Annotated in this window: 17 protein-coding genes; 6 read left to right on the top strand and 11 right to left on the bottom strand. The window is 71.8% G+C overall.

Going from position 1 to position 18,676, the window contains the following annotated elements:
• Nucleotides 1–240: 240 nt before the first annotated feature.
• The 4 genes from ACLHRZ_RS26240 to ACLHRZ_RS26225 all read right to left on the bottom strand — a co-directional run bounded on the left by ACLHRZ_RS26240 (nt 241) and on the right by ACLHRZ_RS26225 (nt 4,288).
• Entirely contained in the window at nt 241–1,533 is a 1,293-nt protein-coding gene (locus tag ACLHRZ_RS26240; RefSeq protein WP_490420979.1) for a hemolysin family protein, read from the bottom strand.
• Nucleotides 1,530–2,027, bottom strand: a complete 498-nt coding sequence (gene ybeY / locus ACLHRZ_RS26235) for an rRNA maturation RNase YbeY (RefSeq protein WP_336411683.1) — start codon at nt 2,025–2,027, stop codon at nt 1,530–1,532. The genes ACLHRZ_RS26240 and ybeY overlap by 4 nt, the downstream gene beginning before the upstream one ends.
• A gap of 14 nt (nt 2,028–2,041) precedes the next feature.
• The gene (locus tag ACLHRZ_RS26230; RefSeq protein WP_490420978.1) at nt 2,042–3,058 is read right to left on the bottom strand and encodes a PhoH family protein; all 1,017 of its coding nucleotides are present in this window, start codon (nt 3,056–3,058) and stop codon (nt 2,042–2,044) included.
• A gap of 105 nt (nt 3,059–3,163) precedes the next feature.
• The gene (locus ACLHRZ_RS26225) at nt 3,164–4,288 is read right to left on the bottom strand and encodes a carbohydrate kinase family protein (RefSeq protein WP_490420977.1); all 1,125 of its coding nucleotides are present in this window, start codon (nt 4,286–4,288) and stop codon (nt 3,164–3,166) included.
• 78 nt (nt 4,289–4,366) lie between these two features.
• Here ACLHRZ_RS26225 and ACLHRZ_RS26220 point away from each other — a divergent pair, with 78 nt between their 5' ends.
• Nucleotides 4,367–5,692 carry a 6-phospho-beta-glucosidase gene (locus tag ACLHRZ_RS26220; RefSeq protein WP_490420976.1) on the top strand — a complete coding sequence of 442 codons (1,326 nt, stop codon included), beginning with the start codon at nt 4,367–4,369 and terminating at the stop codon, nt 5,690–5,692.
• A gap of 12 nt (nt 5,693–5,704) precedes the next feature.
• Here ACLHRZ_RS26220 and ACLHRZ_RS26215 read toward each other — a convergent pair whose 3' ends face one another.
• Nucleotides 5,705–6,493, bottom strand: a complete 789-nt coding sequence (locus tag ACLHRZ_RS26215; protein WP_490420975.1) for an HAD family acid phosphatase — start codon at nt 6,491–6,493, stop codon at nt 5,705–5,707.
• 188 nt (nt 6,494–6,681) lie between these two features.
• On the opposite strand from ACLHRZ_RS26215, the gene ACLHRZ_RS26210 reads away from it, so the two are divergent.
• Nucleotides 6,682–7,770: an S-(hydroxymethyl)mycothiol dehydrogenase gene (locus ACLHRZ_RS26210; protein ID WP_490420974.1), complete on the top strand. Its 1,089-nt coding sequence runs from the start codon at nt 6,682–6,684 to the stop codon at nt 7,768–7,770.
• Between the two features lie 64 nt (nt 7,771–7,834).
• Here ACLHRZ_RS26210 and ACLHRZ_RS26205 read toward each other — a convergent pair whose 3' ends face one another.
• From ACLHRZ_RS26205 to ACLHRZ_RS26195, 3 genes are read right to left on the bottom strand one after another with little or no spacing between them, the layout of a single operon-like run.
• The gene (locus ACLHRZ_RS26205) at nt 7,835–8,749 is read right to left on the bottom strand and encodes a sporulation-delaying protein SdpB family protein (RefSeq protein WP_490420973.1); all 915 of its coding nucleotides are present in this window, start codon (nt 8,747–8,749) and stop codon (nt 7,835–7,837) included.
• The gene (locus ACLHRZ_RS26200) at nt 8,746–9,342 is read right to left on the bottom strand and encodes an SdpA family antimicrobial peptide system protein (RefSeq protein ID WP_490420972.1); all 597 of its coding nucleotides are present in this window, start codon (nt 9,340–9,342) and stop codon (nt 8,746–8,748) included. The genes ACLHRZ_RS26205 and ACLHRZ_RS26200 overlap by 4 nt, the downstream gene beginning before the upstream one ends.
• Before the next feature lie 16 nt (nt 9,343–9,358).
• Nucleotides 9,359–9,994 carry a sporulation delaying protein family toxin gene (locus tag ACLHRZ_RS26195; RefSeq protein WP_490420971.1) on the bottom strand — a complete coding sequence of 212 codons (636 nt, stop codon included), beginning with the start codon at nt 9,992–9,994 and terminating at the stop codon, nt 9,359–9,361.
• Nucleotides 9,995–10,246: 252 nt separating this feature from the next.
• On the opposite strand from ACLHRZ_RS26195, the gene ACLHRZ_RS26190 reads away from it, so the two are divergent.
• Nucleotides 10,247–10,846 carry a LuxR family transcriptional regulator gene (locus ACLHRZ_RS26190; protein ID WP_490420970.1) on the top strand — a complete coding sequence of 200 codons (600 nt, stop codon included), beginning with the start codon at nt 10,247–10,249 and terminating at the stop codon, nt 10,844–10,846.
• Nucleotides 10,847–11,194: 348 nt separating this feature from the next.
• Here the strand turns inward: ACLHRZ_RS26190 and ACLHRZ_RS26185 are convergent, their stop codons facing one another.
• The 3 genes from ACLHRZ_RS26185 to ACLHRZ_RS26175 all read right to left on the bottom strand — a co-directional run bounded on the left by ACLHRZ_RS26185 (nt 11,195) and on the right by ACLHRZ_RS26175 (nt 13,147).
• Nucleotides 11,195–12,103, bottom strand: coding sequence for a ribonuclease Z (locus tag ACLHRZ_RS26185; RefSeq protein WP_490420969.1), 909 nt, complete (start codon nt 12,101–12,103; stop codon nt 11,195–11,197).
• 5 nt (nt 12,104–12,108) lie between these two features.
• Nucleotides 12,109–12,468: a histidine triad nucleotide-binding protein gene (locus ACLHRZ_RS26180; RefSeq protein WP_490420968.1), complete on the bottom strand. Its 360-nt coding sequence runs from the start codon at nt 12,466–12,468 to the stop codon at nt 12,109–12,111.
• 100 nt (nt 12,469–12,568) lie between these two features.
• Nucleotides 12,569–13,147 carry a hypothetical protein gene (locus ACLHRZ_RS26175; RefSeq protein ID WP_490420967.1) on the bottom strand — a complete coding sequence of 193 codons (579 nt, stop codon included), beginning with the start codon at nt 13,145–13,147 and terminating at the stop codon, nt 12,569–12,571.
• A 190-nt stretch (nt 13,148–13,337) separates the two neighbouring features.
• On the opposite strand from ACLHRZ_RS26175, the gene ACLHRZ_RS26170 reads away from it, so the two are divergent.
• From ACLHRZ_RS26170 to ACLHRZ_RS26160, 3 genes are read left to right on the top strand one after another with little or no spacing between them, the layout of a single operon-like run.
• Nucleotides 13,338–14,594 (top strand): glycosyltransferase, encoded by a 1,257-nt coding sequence (locus ACLHRZ_RS26170; RefSeq protein ID WP_490420966.1) that lies wholly within the window; start codon nt 13,338–13,340, stop codon nt 14,592–14,594.
• A complete protein-coding gene (locus tag ACLHRZ_RS26165) occupies nt 14,591–16,174 on the top strand; it encodes a phospholipid carrier-dependent glycosyltransferase (protein ID WP_490420965.1) in 1,584 nt (527 codons plus the stop codon). The genes ACLHRZ_RS26170 and ACLHRZ_RS26165 overlap by 4 nt, the downstream gene beginning before the upstream one ends.
• The gene (locus ACLHRZ_RS26160) at nt 16,174–18,591 is read left to right on the top strand and encodes a galactose oxidase early set domain-containing protein (protein ID WP_490420964.1); all 2,418 of its coding nucleotides are present in this window, start codon (nt 16,174–16,176) and stop codon (nt 18,589–18,591) included. Before ACLHRZ_RS26165 ends, ACLHRZ_RS26160 begins: the two co-directional genes overlap by 1 nt.
• The last annotated feature ends 85 nt before the right edge of the window (nt 18,592–18,676 follow it).

Below are 18,676 nucleotides of genomic sequence, written 5' to 3'. Positions count from 1 at the left end.
CAGGTCGTGCCCCGCCCCGTAGGGGGCGCGGGGCTGTTCACATATGCGGCTCCGCCGCGTGGGCGCGACCAAGCGCCCCGTCAGGGGCGCGGGGAACTGCGCGATCAGCCACCGACAACCTGCAGCCGGCGCACAACCCCAGGGGGCCGGGGCGCAGCCCCGAGAACCTCGACCGCGGGCGCGTCGTGGCTGATCGCGCAGTTCCCCGCGCCCCTGACGGGGCGCCGTGGTGACGGCGCCCTACTCCGCGCCGCCGCCGGAGGCAACCGGCTCCACGAGCACCGTCACGATCCGGTTCCGCCGCCCCGCAGGGGCCTCGGCGGTGAGCCGGAGGGCGGTGAGTTCCTTGCCCTCGACCGGGACCTCGGCCACCGCGCCGGCGATCGGCACCCGGCCCAGCGCCTTGGCCAGCAGGCCGCCCACCGTCTCGACGTCCTCGTCGTCCAGCTCCAGGCCGTACAGCTCGCCCAGGTCGCCGATGTCGAGCCGGGCCGTGACCCGGTAGTGGCCGTCCCCGAGCTCCTCCACCGGCGGGAGTTCGCGGTCGTACTCGTCGGTGATCTCGCCGACGATCTCCTCGAGGATGTCCTCGATCGTCACGATGCCCGCCGTACCGCCGTACTCGTCGATCACGACGGCGCAGTGGTTGCGCTGCTGCTGCATCTCCCGCAGCAGGTCCCCCGCGTTCTTGGTGTCCGGCACGAAGACCGCCGGCCGCATGGCGGTCGAGACCAGCTCGCTCTCCGCGTCCCGGCTGATGTGGGTCCTGCGCACCAGGTCCTTGAGGTAGACGACGCCCACGATGTCGTCCTCGTTCTCCCCCGTCACCGGGATCCGCGAGAAGCCCGACCGCAGCGCGAGCGTGAGCGCCTGGCGGATGGTCTTGCCGCGTTCTATGACGATCAGGTCGGTGCGCGGCACCATCACCTCGCGCACGAGGGTGTCGCCGAGTTCGAAGACGGAGTGCACCATGCGGCGCTCGTCGTCCTCGATGAGCGACTCCTTCTCCGCGAGGTCGACCATGGCCCGCAGCTCCGCCTCGGAGGCGAACGGGCCGCGGCGGAAGCCCTTTCCGGGGGTGAAGGCGTTGCCGAGGAGGATCAGCAGCTGCGGGATCGGGCCCATCACCCGCGCCAGCGGCAGCAGTACGTACGCCGCCGCGGTCGCGGTGTTCAGCGGGTGCTGGCGGCCGATGGTGCGCGGCGAGACGCCGACGGCCACGTACGAGACGAGGACCATCACCACGATCGCGACGGTCAGCGCCTTCCAGGTGGCGTCGAACTCCCGCAGGCAGACGTAGGTGACGAAGACGCCCGCCGCCATCTCGCACGCGATGCGCACCAGCAGCGCCACATTGAGGTAGCGGGTGGGGTCGGCCGCCACGGCCATCAGCCTGGCGCTGCCGCGCCGGCCCGAGCGGACGGCCTCCTCGGCCCGGAACCGGGTGGTCCGGGCCAGGCCGGCCTCCGCGCAGGCGGCGAGCCAGGCGACGACCAGCAGCAGGACGGCAGCGGTGATCAGCTGACCGGTCACGTGATCGTGGGGGCCGGGGAGGGCCCTTCGATGCCGTGCTCGGCACGCCAGCCGTCGATGATCGCGGCCTGGAGGCCGAACATCTCGGCCTTCTCGTCGGGCTCCTCGTGGTCGTAGCCGAGGAGGTGGAGGACGCCGTGGACGGTGAGCAGCTGGAGCTCCTCGTCCATGGAGTGCTTGGTCGGCGCCTCCTCGCCCTGCTTCGTCGCGACCTCCGGGCACAGCACGATGTCGCCGAGCAGCCCCTGCGGGGGCTCCTCCTCGTCCTTGGCCGGGGGCCGCAGCTCGTCCATGGGGAAGGACATCACGTCGGTGGGCCCGGGGAGGTCCATCCACTGGATGTGGAGCTGCTCCATGGCGTCGGCGTCGACGACGATGACCGAGAGTTCGGAGAGCGGGTGGATACGCATCCGGGCGAGCGCGTAGCGGGCGACGTCGAGGATCGCCTTCTCGTCGACCTCGGTGCCGGATTCGTTGTTGACGTCGATTGCCATGGGGTTACCGGGAGTTACTTTCCGTTGCCATTGCTGTTGTTGTTGCTGCTGCGGGTGTCGTACTTCTCGTACGCGTCGACGATACGGCCGACCAGCCTGTGCCGGACGACGTCCCTGCTGGTGAGGTACGAGAAGTGGACGTCCTGCACGCCGTCGAGGATGTCCTGGACCTGACGCAGGCCGCTCTTGGTGCCGCCGGGCAGGTCGATCTGGGTGATGTCGCCCGTGATCACGATCTTGGAGTCGAAGCCGAGCCGGGTGAGGAACATCTTCATCTGCTCGGGGTTCGTGTTCTGCGCCTCGTCGAGGATGATGAACGCGTCGTTGAGCGTCCGGCCGCGCATGTACGCCAGCGGCGCCACCTCGATCGTCCCGGCCGCCATCAGGCGCGGGATCGAGTCGGGGTCGAGCATGTCGTGCAGCGCGTCGTAGAGCGGGCGCAGGTACGGGTCGATCTTCTCGTAGAGCGTGCCCGGCAGGAAGCCGAGCCGCTCGCCGGCCTCGACCGCGGGGCGGGTCAGGATGATCCGGTTGACCTGCTTGGACTGCAGGGCCTGGACCGCCTTGGCCATCGCCAGGTAGGTCTTGCCGGTGCCCGCGGGGCCGATGCCGAAGACGACCGTGTGCTTGTCGATCGCGTCGACGTAGCGCTTCTGGTTGAGCGTCTTGGGGCGGATGGTGCGCCCGCGGCTGGAGAGGATGTTCTGGGTGAGGACCTCGGCGGGGGTCTCGCCGGCCCCCTCCTCGTCCCGAAGCATGGCGATCGAGCGTTCCACCGCGTCCTCCGTCATCGGCGCACCCGTGCGGAGCACCAGCATCATCTCGTCGAACAGCCGCTGGACGAGGGCTACTTCCCGCTCGTCGCCCGTCGCGCTGACCTCATTGCCCCGTACGTGGATGTCCGTGGACGGGAACGCCTTCTCGATGACCCGCAGCAGCGAATCCCCGGAGCCCAGGACCGTCACCATCGGGTGCTTGGCCGGGACGGTGAACCGGGCTGTCGCCTGCGGTCGTGTGGGTGTCTGAGTCATGGGCCGGCACTGTGGCCTGCTCATCCCTCTTTCTCATGTCCGGCAACGTTGATGTCTCAAGGGTACGACGGTGCACCGGGCGGCAGGAGGGGATTTACGGGCTGGTCACGGCTGGCGGAAGCCCAGGGTGGGCACCGCCCGGCGCAGCGGCCAGGGCCGGGACGCCGCGGGCAGGATCCCGTCGAGGAAGGCGTAGCGGCGCAGCGTGGCCGGGGACTGGTCGTCGAACGACCGCACGTGCTGCCACCAGGCGGCGATCTCCACCCAGCCCGGCGCGGACAGCGACCCCCCGAACTCCTGGACGGACAGCGCGGCCGTCAGCCCCGCGAAGGCCAGCCGGTCCGCCAGCGGCCAGCCCGCGAGGGTGCCGGTGACGAAGCCCGCCACGAAGACGTCCCCCGCGCCGGTGGGGTCCAGCGCCTCCACCGCGATGGCCGGCACCTCGGCGCTCTCGCCCGTCCCGCTGTCCACGGCGTACGCGCCCTGCGCCCCCATCGTCACCACCGCGAGCGGCACCTTTTCGGCCAGGGCGCGGGCCGCGGCGCGCGGGCAGTCGGTGCGGGTGTAGCGCATCGCCTCCTCGGCGTTGGGCAGGAATCCTTCGCAGTACTGCAGATCGGCCAGGTCGGCCGGATCCCAGCGGCCGGTGTCGTCCCAGCCCACGTCGGCGAAGATCCGGCTGCCCCGGCCGGCCGCGGTGGCGATCCACTCCTCCTGCTTCCCCGCCACGAGCAGGGTCACGCAGGCGCGCGCCGGGGGCGGGCACTCGGGCGGCTCCTCCGGCGGCGGGGCCGCGTGGCCGTGGGAGACCATCGTGCGCTCGCCCTCGTAGGCCATCGAGACGGTGACCGGGGAGTGCCAGCCGCGCACGGTGCGCGACAGGGACAGGTCGATGCCCTCGCCGCGGGAGAGCGACTCCCAGCAGTACTCGCCGTACATGTCGTCGCCGAAGGCCGCGGCGAGCGAGGTGCGCAGGCCCAGCCGGGCCAGGGCGGTGGCCATGTTGGCGATGCCGCCCGGGCTCGACCCCATGCCGCGCGCCCACGTCTCGGTGCCGCGCACCGGGGCCGAGTCCAGGCCGGTGAAGATGATGTCGAGGAAGACGGGGCCCGTGAGGTAGACGTCCGTGGCCGGATCCTGCTCGGAGCGGACCTCGGCGAGCGGGTCCAGCACGGGGGCGGCGCCCTCGAAACGCTGTGCGTGGCACGGCTGCGGGGAAGGGATCGTCATGCTCGCTTGCTACTCCTCTCGGGGATGCAAGGGTGCGGGTCCGGACAGTGTGCCCGATGCCGGTGTACCTTCCGGACTATGAGGCTGGTCATTCTCGGCGGTGGCGGATTCCGGGTGCCTCTGGTGCACCGGACCCTGGTGGACGATGCCCGGCGCGGCGTGCCCGGACGCTGTGACGAACTGGTGCTGTACGACACGGATCCGGGCCGTCTCAGAGTGATTTCGGCGATTCTGGACGAACAGGCGGCGGCCGCACCGGACGCCCCCTCCGTGCGGATCGCATCGGACCTCGACGAGGCCCTGCGCGGCGCGGACTTCGTCTTCTCCGCGATCCGCGTGGGCGGCACCGCGGGCCGGGTGCGCGACGAGCGGATCCCGCTGGGCGAGGGCGTCCTGGGCCAGGAGACCGTCGGCGCGGGCGGGGTGCTGTACGGGCTGCGGACCATCCCGGTGGCGGTGCACATCGCGGAGCGGGTGGCGGCGCTGGCGCCGGAGGCGTGGGTCATCAACTTCACCAATCCCGCCGGGATGGTGACGGAGGCGATGTCCGCGGTGCTGGGCGACCGCGTGATCGGCATCTGCGACTCGCCGGTCGGCCTGGTACGCCGGGCGGCGAAGGCGGCGGGCGCCGACCCGGACGAGGTCGAGTACGACTACATCGGCCTCAACCACCTCGGCTGGCTGCGGTCGTTGACGCTCGACGGGCGCGAACTGCTGCCCGGGCTGCTGGCCGACGAGCAGGCGCTGGGCACCCTGGAGGAGGGCCGGCTGTTCGGCGCCTGGTGGCTGCAGACGCTGGGCGCGCTGCCCAACGAGTACCTGCACTACTACTACTTCCGCCGCGAGACGCTGGCCGCGACGCGGGCCGCGGCCGAGACCCGCGGCGAGTTCCTCGCCCAGCAGCAGGGCAGGTTCTTCGAGGAGGCGGCCGGCGCCCCGCCGGGGCGGGTGCGCGAGCTCTGGGAGCGTGCGCGGCTGCACCGCGAGGAGACGTACCTGGCCGACGGCCGCGCGGCGAGCGGCGGTTGGGAGCGGGACACCTGCGACCTGGAGGGCGGCGGCTACGACCAGGTCGCCCTCGCCCTGATGCGGGCGGTGTCCGGGGACGCGGGGGTGCGGCTGATCCTCAACGTCCGCAACGGCGGCACGGTGCCGGCGCTGGACGCCGACGCCGTCATCGAGACGGTGTGCGAGGTCAGCGCCAAGGGCGCGGCACCGATGGCCTGCGGCCCGCTGCGGGAGGACCAGCTGGGGCTGATGCTGCAGCTGAAGGCCGTGGAGCGCGGCACCATCGATGCCGCGCTCCGCGGGAGCCGCACCGCTGCGGTGCGGGCCCTGGCCCTGCACCCGCTGGTGGACTCGCCGGTGGTGGCCCGGCGGATCCTGGAGCAGGCGGGGTTCTGAGCCGGGGTTCCGCTACGGCAGGTAGTACATCGGGTTCGGGAGCTTGTACGTGTGCTCCGCGTAGCCCCCGGCCAGGTCGCTGTTCTGGTCGCCGAAGTTGCCGATGATCCGGTAGCCCTCGGACTCGATGTGCTTCCGCGTGCCCGACTTGTACTCGATCGTCGAGCAGTTCGCGCCGCACGACAGGTAGGCCGGCGGGGTCTTCTTGTTCTTCAGGAAGAAGTGCGCGGCGTCGGCCGCCGGCTTGTAGCCCGCGTTCTTCAGGTTGCGGACGCTCCAGTCGCGCTGGTGCTCGTCGCGGCCGGTGACGTAGAAGACCGTGATGCCCTTCGACTGCGCCCAGTTGACGAGCTGCGGCATGCCGAAGACCGGGGCCATGTCGGTGGACTTCAGGTACGCGTCCTGCGAGGCGGGCGTGAAGGCGAAGCCCTGCTGGAGCTCGTAGTTGTAGGTCAGCAGCGTGGTGTCGTCCAGGTCCAGGACGATCGCCGGCCTGCCCTTGCCGCTCTTGTTCTTGAGCGTGTGCTCCAGCTGGGCCTTGGCCTTCTTCTGGATCCCGGCGAGCTGCTTGGCGTAGTTGCTGTCCGCCGAGGCGTAGTGCTGGCCGTTCTTGTCGACCGTGTCGCCGTAGTAGGCCTTGATCCTGTCCTCGACCTTGGAGAGGTTCGGGATCTCCTTGTCCGTGCGCGGCGCCTTGTGGTCGGCGGTGGCGGCACCCGCCGCGTAGAGGCCGGTGCCGGCGACGACGGCGGCGGTGAGGGCGGCGATGCGGACGCGCAGGGACGAGCGGGAGGACGGCAAGGGGGACTCCTGGGGAGGGCAAGGACGGTGCAGCGCGAAATTAAGGCCTCGTTAAGGACTGGTCAAGAGGTATCTACGCGCGCAGAGAAAAGTGTGTCCGGCCCCTCACCTGCCCGGGTGCCCCCGGCGCGTACCGTGGTTGCGGATCGACGACGGTCGGTGACGAGGACGAAAGGGCGGGGCCGTTCATGGCACAGGAAGTACGCGGGGTCGTTGCACCCGGGAAGAACGAGCCGGTGCGGGTGGAGACGGTCCTGGTGCCGGACCCGGGGCCCGGCGAGGCTGTGGTGAAGATCCAGGCGTGCGGCGTGTGCCACACGGACCTGCACTACAAGCAGGGCGGGATCAACGACGACTTCCCCTTCCTGCTGGGCCACGAGGCGGCCGGCGTGGTCGAGGCGGTCGGCGCGGGCGTGACCGAGGTGGCGCCCGGCGACTTCGTGATCCTCAACTGGCGCGCGGTGTGCGGCCAGTGCCGCGCCTGCCTGCGCGGGCGCCCGCAGTACTGCTTCAGCACGCACAACGCGCGGCAGAAGATGACCCTGGCCGACGGCACGGAGCTCTCACCCGCCCTCGGCATCGGCGCCTTCGCCGAGAAGACGCTGGTCGCGGCCGGCCAGTGCACCAAGGTCGACCCCGAGGTGTCCCCGGCCGTGGCCGGGCTGCTGGGCTGCGGCGTGATGGCCGGCATCGGCGCCGCGATCAACACCGGCCAGGTGGGCCGCGGCGACTCCGTCGCCGTGATCGGCTGCGGCGGCGTGGGCGACGCCGCGATCGTCGGCGCGCGGCTGGCCGGGGCGGCCCGGATCATCGCCGTCGACATCGACGAGCGCAAGCTGGAGACGGCACGCGGCATGGGCGCGACCCACACGGTCGACTCCCGCACCACCGACCCCGTCGAGGCCGTCCGCGAGCTCACGGGCGGCTTCGGCGCGGACGTCGTCATCGACGCGGTCGGCCGCCCGGAGACGTACCGGCAGGCGTTCTACGCCCGCGACCTGGCCGGCACGGTCGTCCTGGTCGGCGTGCCCACCCCGGAGATGAAACTGGAGCTCCCGCTGCTGGACGTCTTCGGGCGCGGCGGCGCGCTCAAGTCCTCCTGGTACGGGGACTGCCTGCCCTCGCGGGACTTCCCGATGCTGATCGACCTGCACCGGCAGGGGCGCATCGACCTCGGCGCGTTCGTCACGGAGACGATCGAACTCGACGAGGTGGAGAAGGCGTTCGAGCGGATGCACGCCGGGGACGTGCTCCGCTCGGTGGTCGTCTTCCCCTGACCCGCGCCCGTCTCGGCCCCCGACCGGCCACCACGTGACGTCGGTCGGGGCACTGCAGCCGGAGTCACACGGAAACGGTGCGGCGAGACTGTTCAACCGCCGGAGGTGCCACGGGCATCCGGCTGCGCCACCGGATCGCCGAGCCGAGCGGCATGCACAGCACGACGATGCCTCCGGCCATGGCGAGCGCGAAGCTCCAGAGGCCCATCATCACGGCGATGGCCAGGTGGAACAGCAGCCCGGCGGCCATCGCCCACCACCGTCCGCGCCGGGGCAGCAACAGTGCGGCGGCCAGGGACATTTCGATGACCAGCGGCACCCAGGTCATCAGCGCCACGCCCCAGGACGTGGCGACCACGGGCCTGACGACGGCGTCCAGCCAGGGCGGCGCCCCGAACGCCGGATGGCGCGACCAGTACCACATGGCCGTGCCGTCGGCCCATTCCGCGTGGGGGAGCTTGGCCACGCAGGCCTGGAAGTAGAGGACGGACATCTGCAGCCGGAGCACGACCAGCCCGCTGGTGCCGAGCAGGGCCCACAGCCGTCCGGCCGGCTCCCGGGGCTGTTCCCAGTGCAGGCACCGGGCGTCGCCCAGCGCGGGCAGGGCGAACAGCACCGAGAGGATCAGGGCGATCTGGTCGCCGCCGTCGACGACGGCGATTCCGGTGTAGACGCTGTAGTTGACGTAGAGATGGGGAAGCGCCGTGAACCGGGGGCGCCACCCCGAGGCCACGATCAGCAGGACTGCGACGCAGCCCCACTTCAGCCAGGTCAGACCGGAATGGCTCTCCGGTGCCAGGCAGAAGAGGCTGCCTGCCGAGGCCCCTTGGCACAGCGGGTACGTCCCGGTGCCGGCGACCGGCCGGAACAGCGTGTCGGCGCCCGATGCCGCCAGCGTGCCGGCGGTGCCCAGCGCGACGAGGGTCCGGGCCAGGCCGTACACGTTCGTCCACGGAGTGACGATCTCCCGTACCCTCACCGGCACGTCACCTCCCATACGGCCGCCCTGTCCGGCAGGAAGTCCCCCGGCGTGAGGTCACGCCAGGCCCACGGCACCGTGTGCACCTGCACCACCGCCGCACGGCCGCAGAGGGTCGGTGCCGGGGAAGGGTTGACGATCCGGCCGGACACGGGAGTCCGCCCGAGGCACTCGGCCACCGAGGCGGCACTCCCGCAGTCCGACCAGCGGGTCCCGTCCAGCCGTGCCAGCAGGGCGATTTCGATCCCCTGGGCGCGGGAGGCGCGGTCCAGGCCGAAGCTGTTCGACGGCTTGGCATGCGGGCCCCGCGCGGCGCTCTCCCAGTGCCCGGCCCGCAGCCGGTAGGGCACGAAGTCCGGGCTCTTCACCGATTTGGTGAAGAAGGCCCAGCCCTGCGGGGCGACCACCGAGGAGGCCTTGCGCGCGCCCTCCTGCCCGGGGAGCCGGACGACGTTCCCGGGCAGGAAGCTCTGGGCGACGTACACCGTCACGACGGTCCAGGCCACGGCGGCCAGGACGACCCAGCGGCGCGGCACGCGCACCCGCTCGGCCGGTTCGTCGCAGGCCAGAGGGAATCCGTCGACGATCCTCACGCGCGACGGCCCGTCCTCAGGAGGCCAGCAGCCTGGTCAGCGCGGCGACCTGGCGGTCCCCGGCCAGCCGGCCCGAGTCGTCCTGCTGCGTCGTCAGACCGGAGTTCTTCGAGACCGTGGCCCTGGCCGGGGTCTGGTTCGCCGTGGCGAGGACCGGGGAGACGGCGATCGGGAAGACGAGGATGACGTTGGCCACGGTGAGGGTGCCCTTGTCGGTACCGGACGTGCCGGGGTCCGCGCTCTTGACGAAGCGGGTCAGGGCCTCATGGCCGCTCCGGACACCGGTGTCGACCCGCAGGGGGTTCCCGGACCGGACCTCGGCGGAGAAGCGTCCGAAGAATCCGGGCTGCTGCTTGCCGATCGTCTCCAGCACCCGGGCGGCCTCCTGCCGCGACCCGGGGGCGTTGTTCTTCTCGACGGCCTCGTGCGGCACTGCGAAATCCTGCGACCGGCTCAGCTTCCGGCCGAGCTCGCCCTGGTGGAAGAAGATCCCGGCGAACAGGGCACGGCCGTCCGCGTCGGTGCCGGTCACGACCCGGTGCTGCGTCCGGGCGGCGGGCGCGGAGGTGGCCATGGCGTTCTGTGCGGTGAGGCCGGCGACGCCGAGAGCGGCGACGGCCGCGACCGCGGCAAGGGTGCGCTTCGACTTCATGGGTCACTGACTCCCTGGGTTGAGGACGGAGCTGGACTCTGCCGGTCGGGCGGGGGCCGCCGCCACGGCCCTCCGCCCCTGTCCGTCCGGCCGGAACCGCCGGGTAGCCGGGGCAATTCACCCGAAGCCGTACGACGGTCAACCGCACGGGATCTTGGTGACTTTCCCGGGATCTCCGCATACCGTGATGCCGGTGTCGGCCGCCAACGACCGGGGGCTGACGTGGAGTTACGGGGGAACGGAATGCTCCGGGTGGCTGTTGTCCATCACAGTGCGCTCGCGCGGGAATCGCTGTCGGCCGCGCTGGGGTCCGCAGGCGGCGTGACGGCGGAATGGGCGAGTACGGCGGCGGAGATGAGGGCGGCGTTGCTCGGCGGTTCCGTGGACGTCGTGCTGGCGGCGGCGGAACTGCCCGGGCTCGCGGATGAGTTGGCCGGCCTCCGGCCCCGCGTGCGGTCCGCGGGCCGTGACGTCGCGCCCATGGTCCTGCTGGGAGAGCCGGCCCGGCTGTCGCCGGCCCTGCTCCAGGCGGTGCCGGCCAGCGTCGTCCCGGAGGGGGTGCGGCCGTCGAGCCTCGTCCACGCGCTGTACGTCGCCGCCGACGGGGCGCTCGTCATCCCGCCCGCCCTAGCCCGGCGGGCGTCAGCCGGTGCAACGCCCCGGCTGACGCCGCGTGAGCGGGACGTACTGGCCCTGATCGGGCGGGGGCTGACCAACCGCGAGATCGGGACCCGGCTCGGACTCACCTTCGCCACGGTGAAGTCCTATGTGACGAGCATCTACACCAAGTGCGGCGTCAGCAGCCGGGTGGACGCGGCGTTGCTGGCGCACGGGTTCGTGCCGGTGAACTAGGGCGTGTCCGATGGGTCAGTGCAGGCCCCGCGGCGTCCGGTGCTGGGGGCACCTCCTGGGGGCACCCCCAGCGGTAGCTGGGGGGAGGTAGCTGGGGGGAGGTAGCTGGGGGAGCATCGCAAGGCGGAGCATCATCCGCGTACTGGGCGTACTCGGGTGATGCGACAACGCGGCGAGGCGCCGTGCTGGGGGTACCCCCAGCGGTAGCTGGGGGAGCCGCAGGGCCTGTGCTGACCCATCGGACACGCCCTAGGTGCCCCGTCCGTCGGCTGCGGGCTCGTCGTGGCTGGTCGCGCTCACGCGGCGGAGCCGCATATTCGACAGAGCCCCGCGCCCCTTCGGGGCACGTCACCGCCGCTTCGGCACCGCCACCCGCATCAAGTCCTTGGCCACGGTCAGCTCGCCCTCGAAGCCCGCGGCACGCGCCTGGCGTTCGAAGGCCGTCGGGTCGTCGTACCGCTGCGAGAAGTGCGTGAGCACCAGGTGCCGGACCCCGGACTCCGCCGCCGCGCGGGCGGCCTGGCCCGCTGTCAGGTGGCCGTGTTCGACGGCCAGCGGGGCGTCCTCGTCCAGGAACGTGGACTCGATGACGAGCATGTCGCAGCCCTCCGCGAGCGCGTAGACGCCCTCGCAGAGCCGGGTGTCCATCACGAACGCGAAGCGCTGGCCGCGCCGCACCTCGCTCACCTCGTCCAGCGTGACACCGCGGACCTCGCCCTCGCGCTGCAGCCGGCCCACGTCCGGGCCGGAGATGCCGCGCTCCGCCAGCAGCCCCGGCAGCATCCGGCGGCCGTCCGGCTCGACGAGCCGGTAGCCGTAGGACTCGACGGGGTGCGACAGGCGCCGCGCCTCCAGGACGTAGGACGGGCCGTCCACCAGGACGGCGCCCTTGCCGGAGACGGGCTGCTGCTCCAGCTGCACCGTCTCGCGGTAGGCCGTGGCGTAGCGCAGCCGGTCGAAGAAGCGCCGGCCGCTCGACGGGTAGTGCGCGGTGACCGGGTGCGGGACGCGGTCGAGGTTGATGCGCTGGATGACCCCGGCCAGGCCCAGCGAGTGGTCGCCGTGGAAGTGCGTGACGCACAGCCGGTTGAGGTCGTGGGCGGCGACCCCGGCGCGCACCATCTGGCGCTGGGTGCCCTCGCCGGGGTCGAAGAGCAGGCCCTCGCCGTCCCAGAGCAGGACGTATCCGTTGTGGTTGCGGTGCCGGGTGGGCACCTGACTGGCGGTGCCGAGGACGACGAGTTCGCGTACGGACACGGGGACTATCCGGGCGGCCAGTTGAGGCCGCGGCCGCCGAGCACGTGCAGGTGCGCGTGGAAGACGGTCTGCCCGGCGCCGGCCCCGGTGTTGAAGACGACCCGGTAGCCCGTGCCGTCCACCTTCTCGTCGGCCGCGATCCCGCCGGACTCGCGCAGTATGTCGGCCATGACCTGCGGCTCGGCGGCGGCGAGGGAGGCGGCGTCCGGGTAGTGGACCTTGGGGATCACCAGAACGTGCGTGGGGGCCTGGGGGTTGATGTCGCGGAAGGCCACGGTCGTCTCGGTCTCGCGGACGACGGTCGCCGGCACCTCCCCCGCGACGATCTTGCAGAACAGGCAGTCGGCCTGCGGTTCTCCCGCCACCGGTGGGCTCCTCCCGGGTCGTCGGCTCGTACGGACCGGATGTTACCGGGCCGCCCGCACGAGGCCGTGATCACGGGGTCCGCAGGCCGTCGGTCCGGGCTCACTTGCCGTGGAAGGTGCTGCTGCAACTCGGGGAGGGCCGGGCCGGCTCGGTCGGCGGGCAGCTGCAGCCGGGCTGCGGCTGCTCCTGGGACGGGGCCGGCGGGGTCCAGGGGGTCCACGAGCCCGGGGTGGCCGGGGCGGTGGTGCTCGCCTTGGAGCAGTCGCCCAGTACCGTCACCGTGAACCTGGTCTTCCCGTCGACCTTGCCCGTCAGCCTGCCCCGCACGCACGCGTCGCCACTGATGCCGGTGACCGTGCCGTAGACGACGATCTTCTTGCCGTCGGAGGTCTGCCCCTCGCAGTCCACGCCGACGGCGGTGACGGGCGCGGGCGAACCGCTGCCGCTCGCCGGGGCGCTGCTCGTCGCCTTGCCCTGGCACGTCAGATAGGCCACGTGCACCCCGCTGTGCTCCAGCTGGCCGGTGGCCTGTTTGCCGGTGACAACGGCGACGTTCACCGAATCGAGCCCGCCGGCCGGATCGCAGCCGACGAGTGTTGCGGCGGCCGCGCCCGTGAGGGCGATGGCGACGGCCGCGTACCGCGCCCGTGGGACGCGTAAGCACCTCAACGCACCCATACAGGGAAGTTTTCCACCCCGGCGGGCCCAGCGGAAGACGGCCTCCGGACAGCCGCATCCGGAATCAACTCACCCTCTTCCGGAGGATGTTCATGGACATGCACAGGATTGCCGATTCCCCCACCTGAGCTTCACCTTCCCCCCTTACTCTCTCCCCAGCGACAACCAGGGGGATTCTCGGGGGGATTCTTTGGTCACTTCCTTGCTGGTCTGCGCGGTCTCGCTCGCGCTGTTCTGGCTGGCCGCGTTCACGCTCTGGTGGCAGATGCACGCCTGGCGCACACCGGAGACGCTCGCGGCCACCCGCTTCGAACGCCCCAGCGGCGAGGGCGCCCTGTCCTTCTCGCTCCTCGTGCCGGCCCGGCACGAGGAGGCCGTCCTGGAGCACACCGTCACCCGGCTGCTGGAGTCCACGCACGGCCGCTTCGAGATCCTGGTGATCGTCGGCCACGACGACCCGGAGACGGCCGAGGTGGCCCGCAGGACGGAGGCCGCGGCCCCGGACCGGGTGCGGGTCGTCGTCGACACGCACGAGAGGAAGAACAAGCCCAAGGCGCTCAACACCGCGCTCCCGCACTGCCGGGGCGAGGTCGTCGGGGTCTTCGACGCCGAGGACCAGGTGCACCCGGAGCTGCTCGCCCACGTCGACCACGCCTTCCGCTCGACGGGGGCGGACGTGGTGCAGGGCGGGGTGCAGCTGATCGACTTCCACTCCAGCTGGTACAGCCTGCGCAACTGCCTGGAGTACTTCTTCTGGTTCCGCAGCCGGCTGCACCTGCACGCCGCGAAGGGCTTCATCCCGCTCGGCGGCAACACCGTCTTCGTCCGCACCGACGTGCTGCGCGCGGCGGACGGCTGGGACCCGGAGTGCCTGGCCGAGGACTGCGACCTGGGGGTGCGGCTGTCCAGCACGGGCAAGCGGGTGGTGGTGGCGTACGACTCCGAGATGGTCACCCGCGAGGAGACGCCCGGCAGCCTGCTGAGCCTGCTCAAGCAGCGCACCCGCTGGAACCAGGGGTTCCTGCAGGTCTACCGCAAGAAGGACTGGCACGGACTGCCCACGTTCGGGCAGCGGATGCTCGCCCGGCACACCCTGATGACGCCGTTCTTCCAGGCCTTCACGGGCGTCGTCATCCCGCTGAACGTCCTCGTCGCACTGCTGGCCGACGTCCCGTCCGGGGTCGCCGTGGTGACCTTCCTGCCGCTCGTCACCGCCCTGGTGACCTTCGTCTTCGAGGTCGTCGGGCTGCACGACTTCGGTGTGCAGTACGGCCTGCGCATCCGCCCGGTGCACTACGCCAAGCTCGTCGTCGGCGGGCCCTGCTACCAGCTGCTGCTGGCCGGGGCCGCGGTGCGGGCCGTCTGGCGGGAGCAGCGGGGGCGCAGCGACTGGGAGTTGACGCGGCACGTCGGGGCCCATCTCGCCGCAGAGGACGTGATGTCGTGACCGGCACCGCGGCCCCGCCGCGGCCCGTGCCGGTCGCGGCCCGGCCCGTCGCCGTCCGCCTCCGCGGCGCCCGGCCCGGGCTGCTGGTGTGCGGCGGGGTGCTGGCCGTCGTCCTGCTCGTCCAGGGCTGGAACGCGGCCGGCTTCCCGGCACCCGGCGACGACGAGGGCACGTACCTCGCCCAGGCCTGGGCCGTCCAGCAGGGCAGGGGCCTGGCCCACTACACCTACTGGTACGACCACCCTCCGCTCGGCTGGATCCAGCTCGCCCTGGTCACCTGGATACCGTCGCTCGTCTCGCCCGGCGCCCTGTCCGTGGCGCCGATGCGGTACGCGATGCTGCCGGCGGCGGGCGTGAGTGCGGTGCTGCTGTACGTGCTGGCGCGGCGGCTGGGGCTGCAGCGGTGGGCGGCGGGGCTGGCGATGGCGCTGTTCGGGCTGTCGCCGCTGGCCGTCGTCCTGCAGCGGGAGATCTTCCTCGACAACATCGCCGTGCTGTGGATCCTGCTGGCGTTCTGCCTGGCGGCCTCGCCGCGGCGGCACCTGTGGCACCACTTCGGGGCGGGGCTCGCGGCGGCGGTCGCGGTGCTCTCGAAGGAGACCATGCTGGTCGTCCTGCCGGCCCTGCTCGTCACGATGTGGCAGCACAGCCACCGCGACACCCGGAAGTTCGCCGTGACGGGTGCGGTGACGGCCTGCGTGCTGGCGGGGCTCGCGTATCCGCTGTTCGCCCTGCTCAACGACGAGTTGCTGCCGGGCCCCGGGCACGTCTCGCTCGTGGACGGCATCAAGTACCAGATGAGCCGCCCGGGTTCGGGCTCCGTGCTGGACCCCGGGTCCGGTGCGCACGCGGTGCTGCACTCCTGGCTCTACTACGACCGCCTGCTGCCGCTCGGCGGACTGGCCGCGGCCGTCGTGCTGGTGGCCGCCGCCCGCTGGTCGCGCACCGGCCGCGCGCTGCTGGGCCCCGCGCTGGCCGTGGTGATCCTCGCGCTGGTGGCGCTGCGGCCCTCGGGGTACCTGCCGGCGATGTACGTCATCCAGCTGCTGCCGTTCCTGGCACTGGCCCTGGCCGGGGCCGCGGCGTCGGCGGCGGGGGCGCTGCTGCGGGGGCGCAAGTGGCCTGCGGTGCGCCGGGCGGCGGTCGGGCTGCTCGCCGTGGCGGCCGCGGTGCTGGTCGTGCCGCGCTGGTGGGACGGCAACCGCCCGGCGCTGACCGCCCATGCCGACTCCCCCTGCCGCGCCGCCGTGCACTGGCTGCGGGACTCCGGCCACGTCCCCGACCCGGCCCGCACGCGCGTCCTGGCGGACGACGCCGTCTGGCTGGACCTCGTGCACGCCGGGTACCGGCCGGGCACGGGCGCCATCTGGTTCTACAAGGCGGATCTCGACCCGGCCGTGACCAGGACCCTCCCGCACGGCTGGCGCGACGTGGACTACGTCGTCGCCTCGCCGACGGTGCGGCGGGACGCGGCGACGCTGCCGACGGTGAAGGCCGCGCTGGAGCACTCGCGGGCGGTGGCCTCGTTCGGGGAGGGTGCGGACCGGATCGAGATCCGCCGGACGGAGAAGGGGACTTGATGGCACTGAACGCCACAGCACGGCAGCGCAAAAGACGCGCAGCGGCGGCCTTGTTACTGGCGTCGGCCGGCTCCTTCGGCCTGCTGCTCGCCGCCCCGGGCCCCGCGCAGGCCGGCTCCAACCTCGTCGTCAACCCCGGCCTCGAATCGGTCGGTTCGAACGGCATGCCCACGTGCTGGGAGAAGTCCGGCTGGGGCGACAACGACTTCACCGTCACCACGACCGATGCTTCGCAGGCGCACAGCGGCGGCCGCGCGCTGTCCGTCACCGTCACGCGCCGGGTGAACGGCGACCGCAAGGCGATGATGGCCGAGGACACCTCCTGCGCCCCGGACGTCGCACCGTCCCATCAGTACGACCTCTCCCTCTGGTACAAGTCCACGACCCCGGACGCGTCCGTCACGGTCTTCCGGCACGACGTCAAGGCGGGCTGGCAGTACTGGACGGACCTCAAGTCCCTCCCGGTGAGCGCCGGTTACACGCGGGCCACGGTCCGTACGCCCGTGGTGCCGCCGGGCACCGACCAGATCACCTGGGGCGTCTCCGTCTACGGCACGGGCACGGTCACCACCGACGACTACGACATGGAGGACGCCACCCTGCCGGCCGCGGGCTCGCTGTGCACGGCCGGGGACGCCTGCACCAAGGGCCGCTGGGAGGTCATGCCGTTCAGGAACCCGGTGCGCAGCATGCACTCGGTCGTCCTGCACAACGGCAAGGTGCTGCTGGTGGCGGGGTCCGGGAACGACCCGTCCCTCTTCAAAGCGGGCACGTTCACATCGGCGGTCTACGACCCGAAGACCGGCGCGATGAAGACGATCCCCACGCCCGTGGACATGTTCTGCGGCGGCCACGTCCAGCTCTCGGACGGCCGCGTGCTCATCATGAGCGGCAACAAGTCCTATCCGGCGGCGGACGGCAGCCACGGCTACGAGGGCCTGAAGGACAGCTACGTCTTCGACCCGGCGAGCGAGTCGTACATCAAGGTCAACGACCTCAACGAAGGCCACTGGTACCCGTCGGCGACGGAGCTGGGCAACGGCGACGTCATCACCTTCGGCGGGCTGAAGGAGGACTCGACGGGCAGTGTGACGGCCGAGAAGTTCTCCCAGGCGCAGCAGAAGTGGCTGCCGCGCGGCGAGGTCAACCAGACCTGGTCGTACTGGGGCCTGTACCCGTCGATGATCCTGATGCAGGACGGCCGGCTCTTCTACTCCGGCAGCCACGTCTTCGGCGACGGCACGCCGGGCGGCGGCGCGGCCGTCTACGACTACGGCGCCAACAGGATCACCGACGTGCCGGGGCTGCAGGACAAGGACCACCGCGACCAGTCGATGAGCGTGCTGCTGCCGCCCGCCCAGGACCAGCGTGTGCTGACGATGGGCGGCGGCAACGTCAACTCCAACCCCGAGGCGAGCCGGCTGACGGATCTGATCGACCTCAAGCAGACCGATCCCCGTTATCGGCACGGCCCGTTGCTGCCCCAGGGCACGGTCGACCAGGGCCGGGGCCCGAAGCCGGAGGCGGGTGCGCAGGGCAAGATGTACGTCTCCGCCGTGCTGATGCCCGACGGCAAGGTGCTGGAGACGGGCGGCGGCCTGCACGACCGGGCGGACCCGGTGTACGAGGCGTCGTTCTACGACCCGGCGGGCAACGCGTTCCAGCCCGGCCTGGCGACGGACCCGATCCCGCGCACGTACCACTCGTCCGCCTTCCTGCTGCCGGACGGCCGGGTGATGGCGGTCGGGGACAACCCCGGCAACGGCACCTTCGACGACCACGTCTCGGTCTACACGCCGCCGTACCTGTTCAAGGGCGCGAGGCCGCAGATCACCTCGGTGGCGAACGCGGACAAGTGGCAGTACGCGAGCACGCAGCGGGTGACGGTGGACCGCCCGGTGGTGAAGGCGGAACTCATCCGTCCGGCAACGGTGACGCACTCGTCCGACCCGAACCAGCGCTTCGTCGACCTCCCGATGACGGTGGGCGCCGACGGCACCACGCTCGGCCTGAACATCACCAGCAACCCGAACCTGGCCCCGCCCGGCTGGTACATGCTCTTCGCGGTGGACGCGGCCGGGGTCCCGTCGGTGGCTTCGTGGATCCACCTGGGCGGCCCGGACGCGACGGCGGCACCGATGGTGCACGGCTTCGCCGGCCACATGACGGCGAAGGCAAAGGGCCCGGAACGGCCGCACGCCGCTCACCCGGTCTCCCCGGAGATCGCAGGCTGCGACCGGCACTACGGCTCGGCGGACGTGTGCGTACCGACGGTGTTCCCGGGGGAGGTGGCGAGGACGACGGGTTCGCGGTGCAACTGGTTGAATGCGCACGGTTACGGCGCCCTGAAGATGAACGGCCGAGACGACCCGTTGCGACTGGACCCACGGGGAACGGGTTGGGCGTGCGCCCCGTAAGGGGCGCGGGGCTGTTGCATCATGCGGCTCCGCCGCGTGGGCGCGACCAGCCACCAACGGCCCGCACCCGACGGACAAAGGTAGG

The organism is Streptomyces sp. AM25, assembly GCF_058146165.1.
The sequence above is the reverse complement of the archived record's forward strand: the minus strand, read 5'-3'. Positions and strand labels throughout refer to the sequence as shown.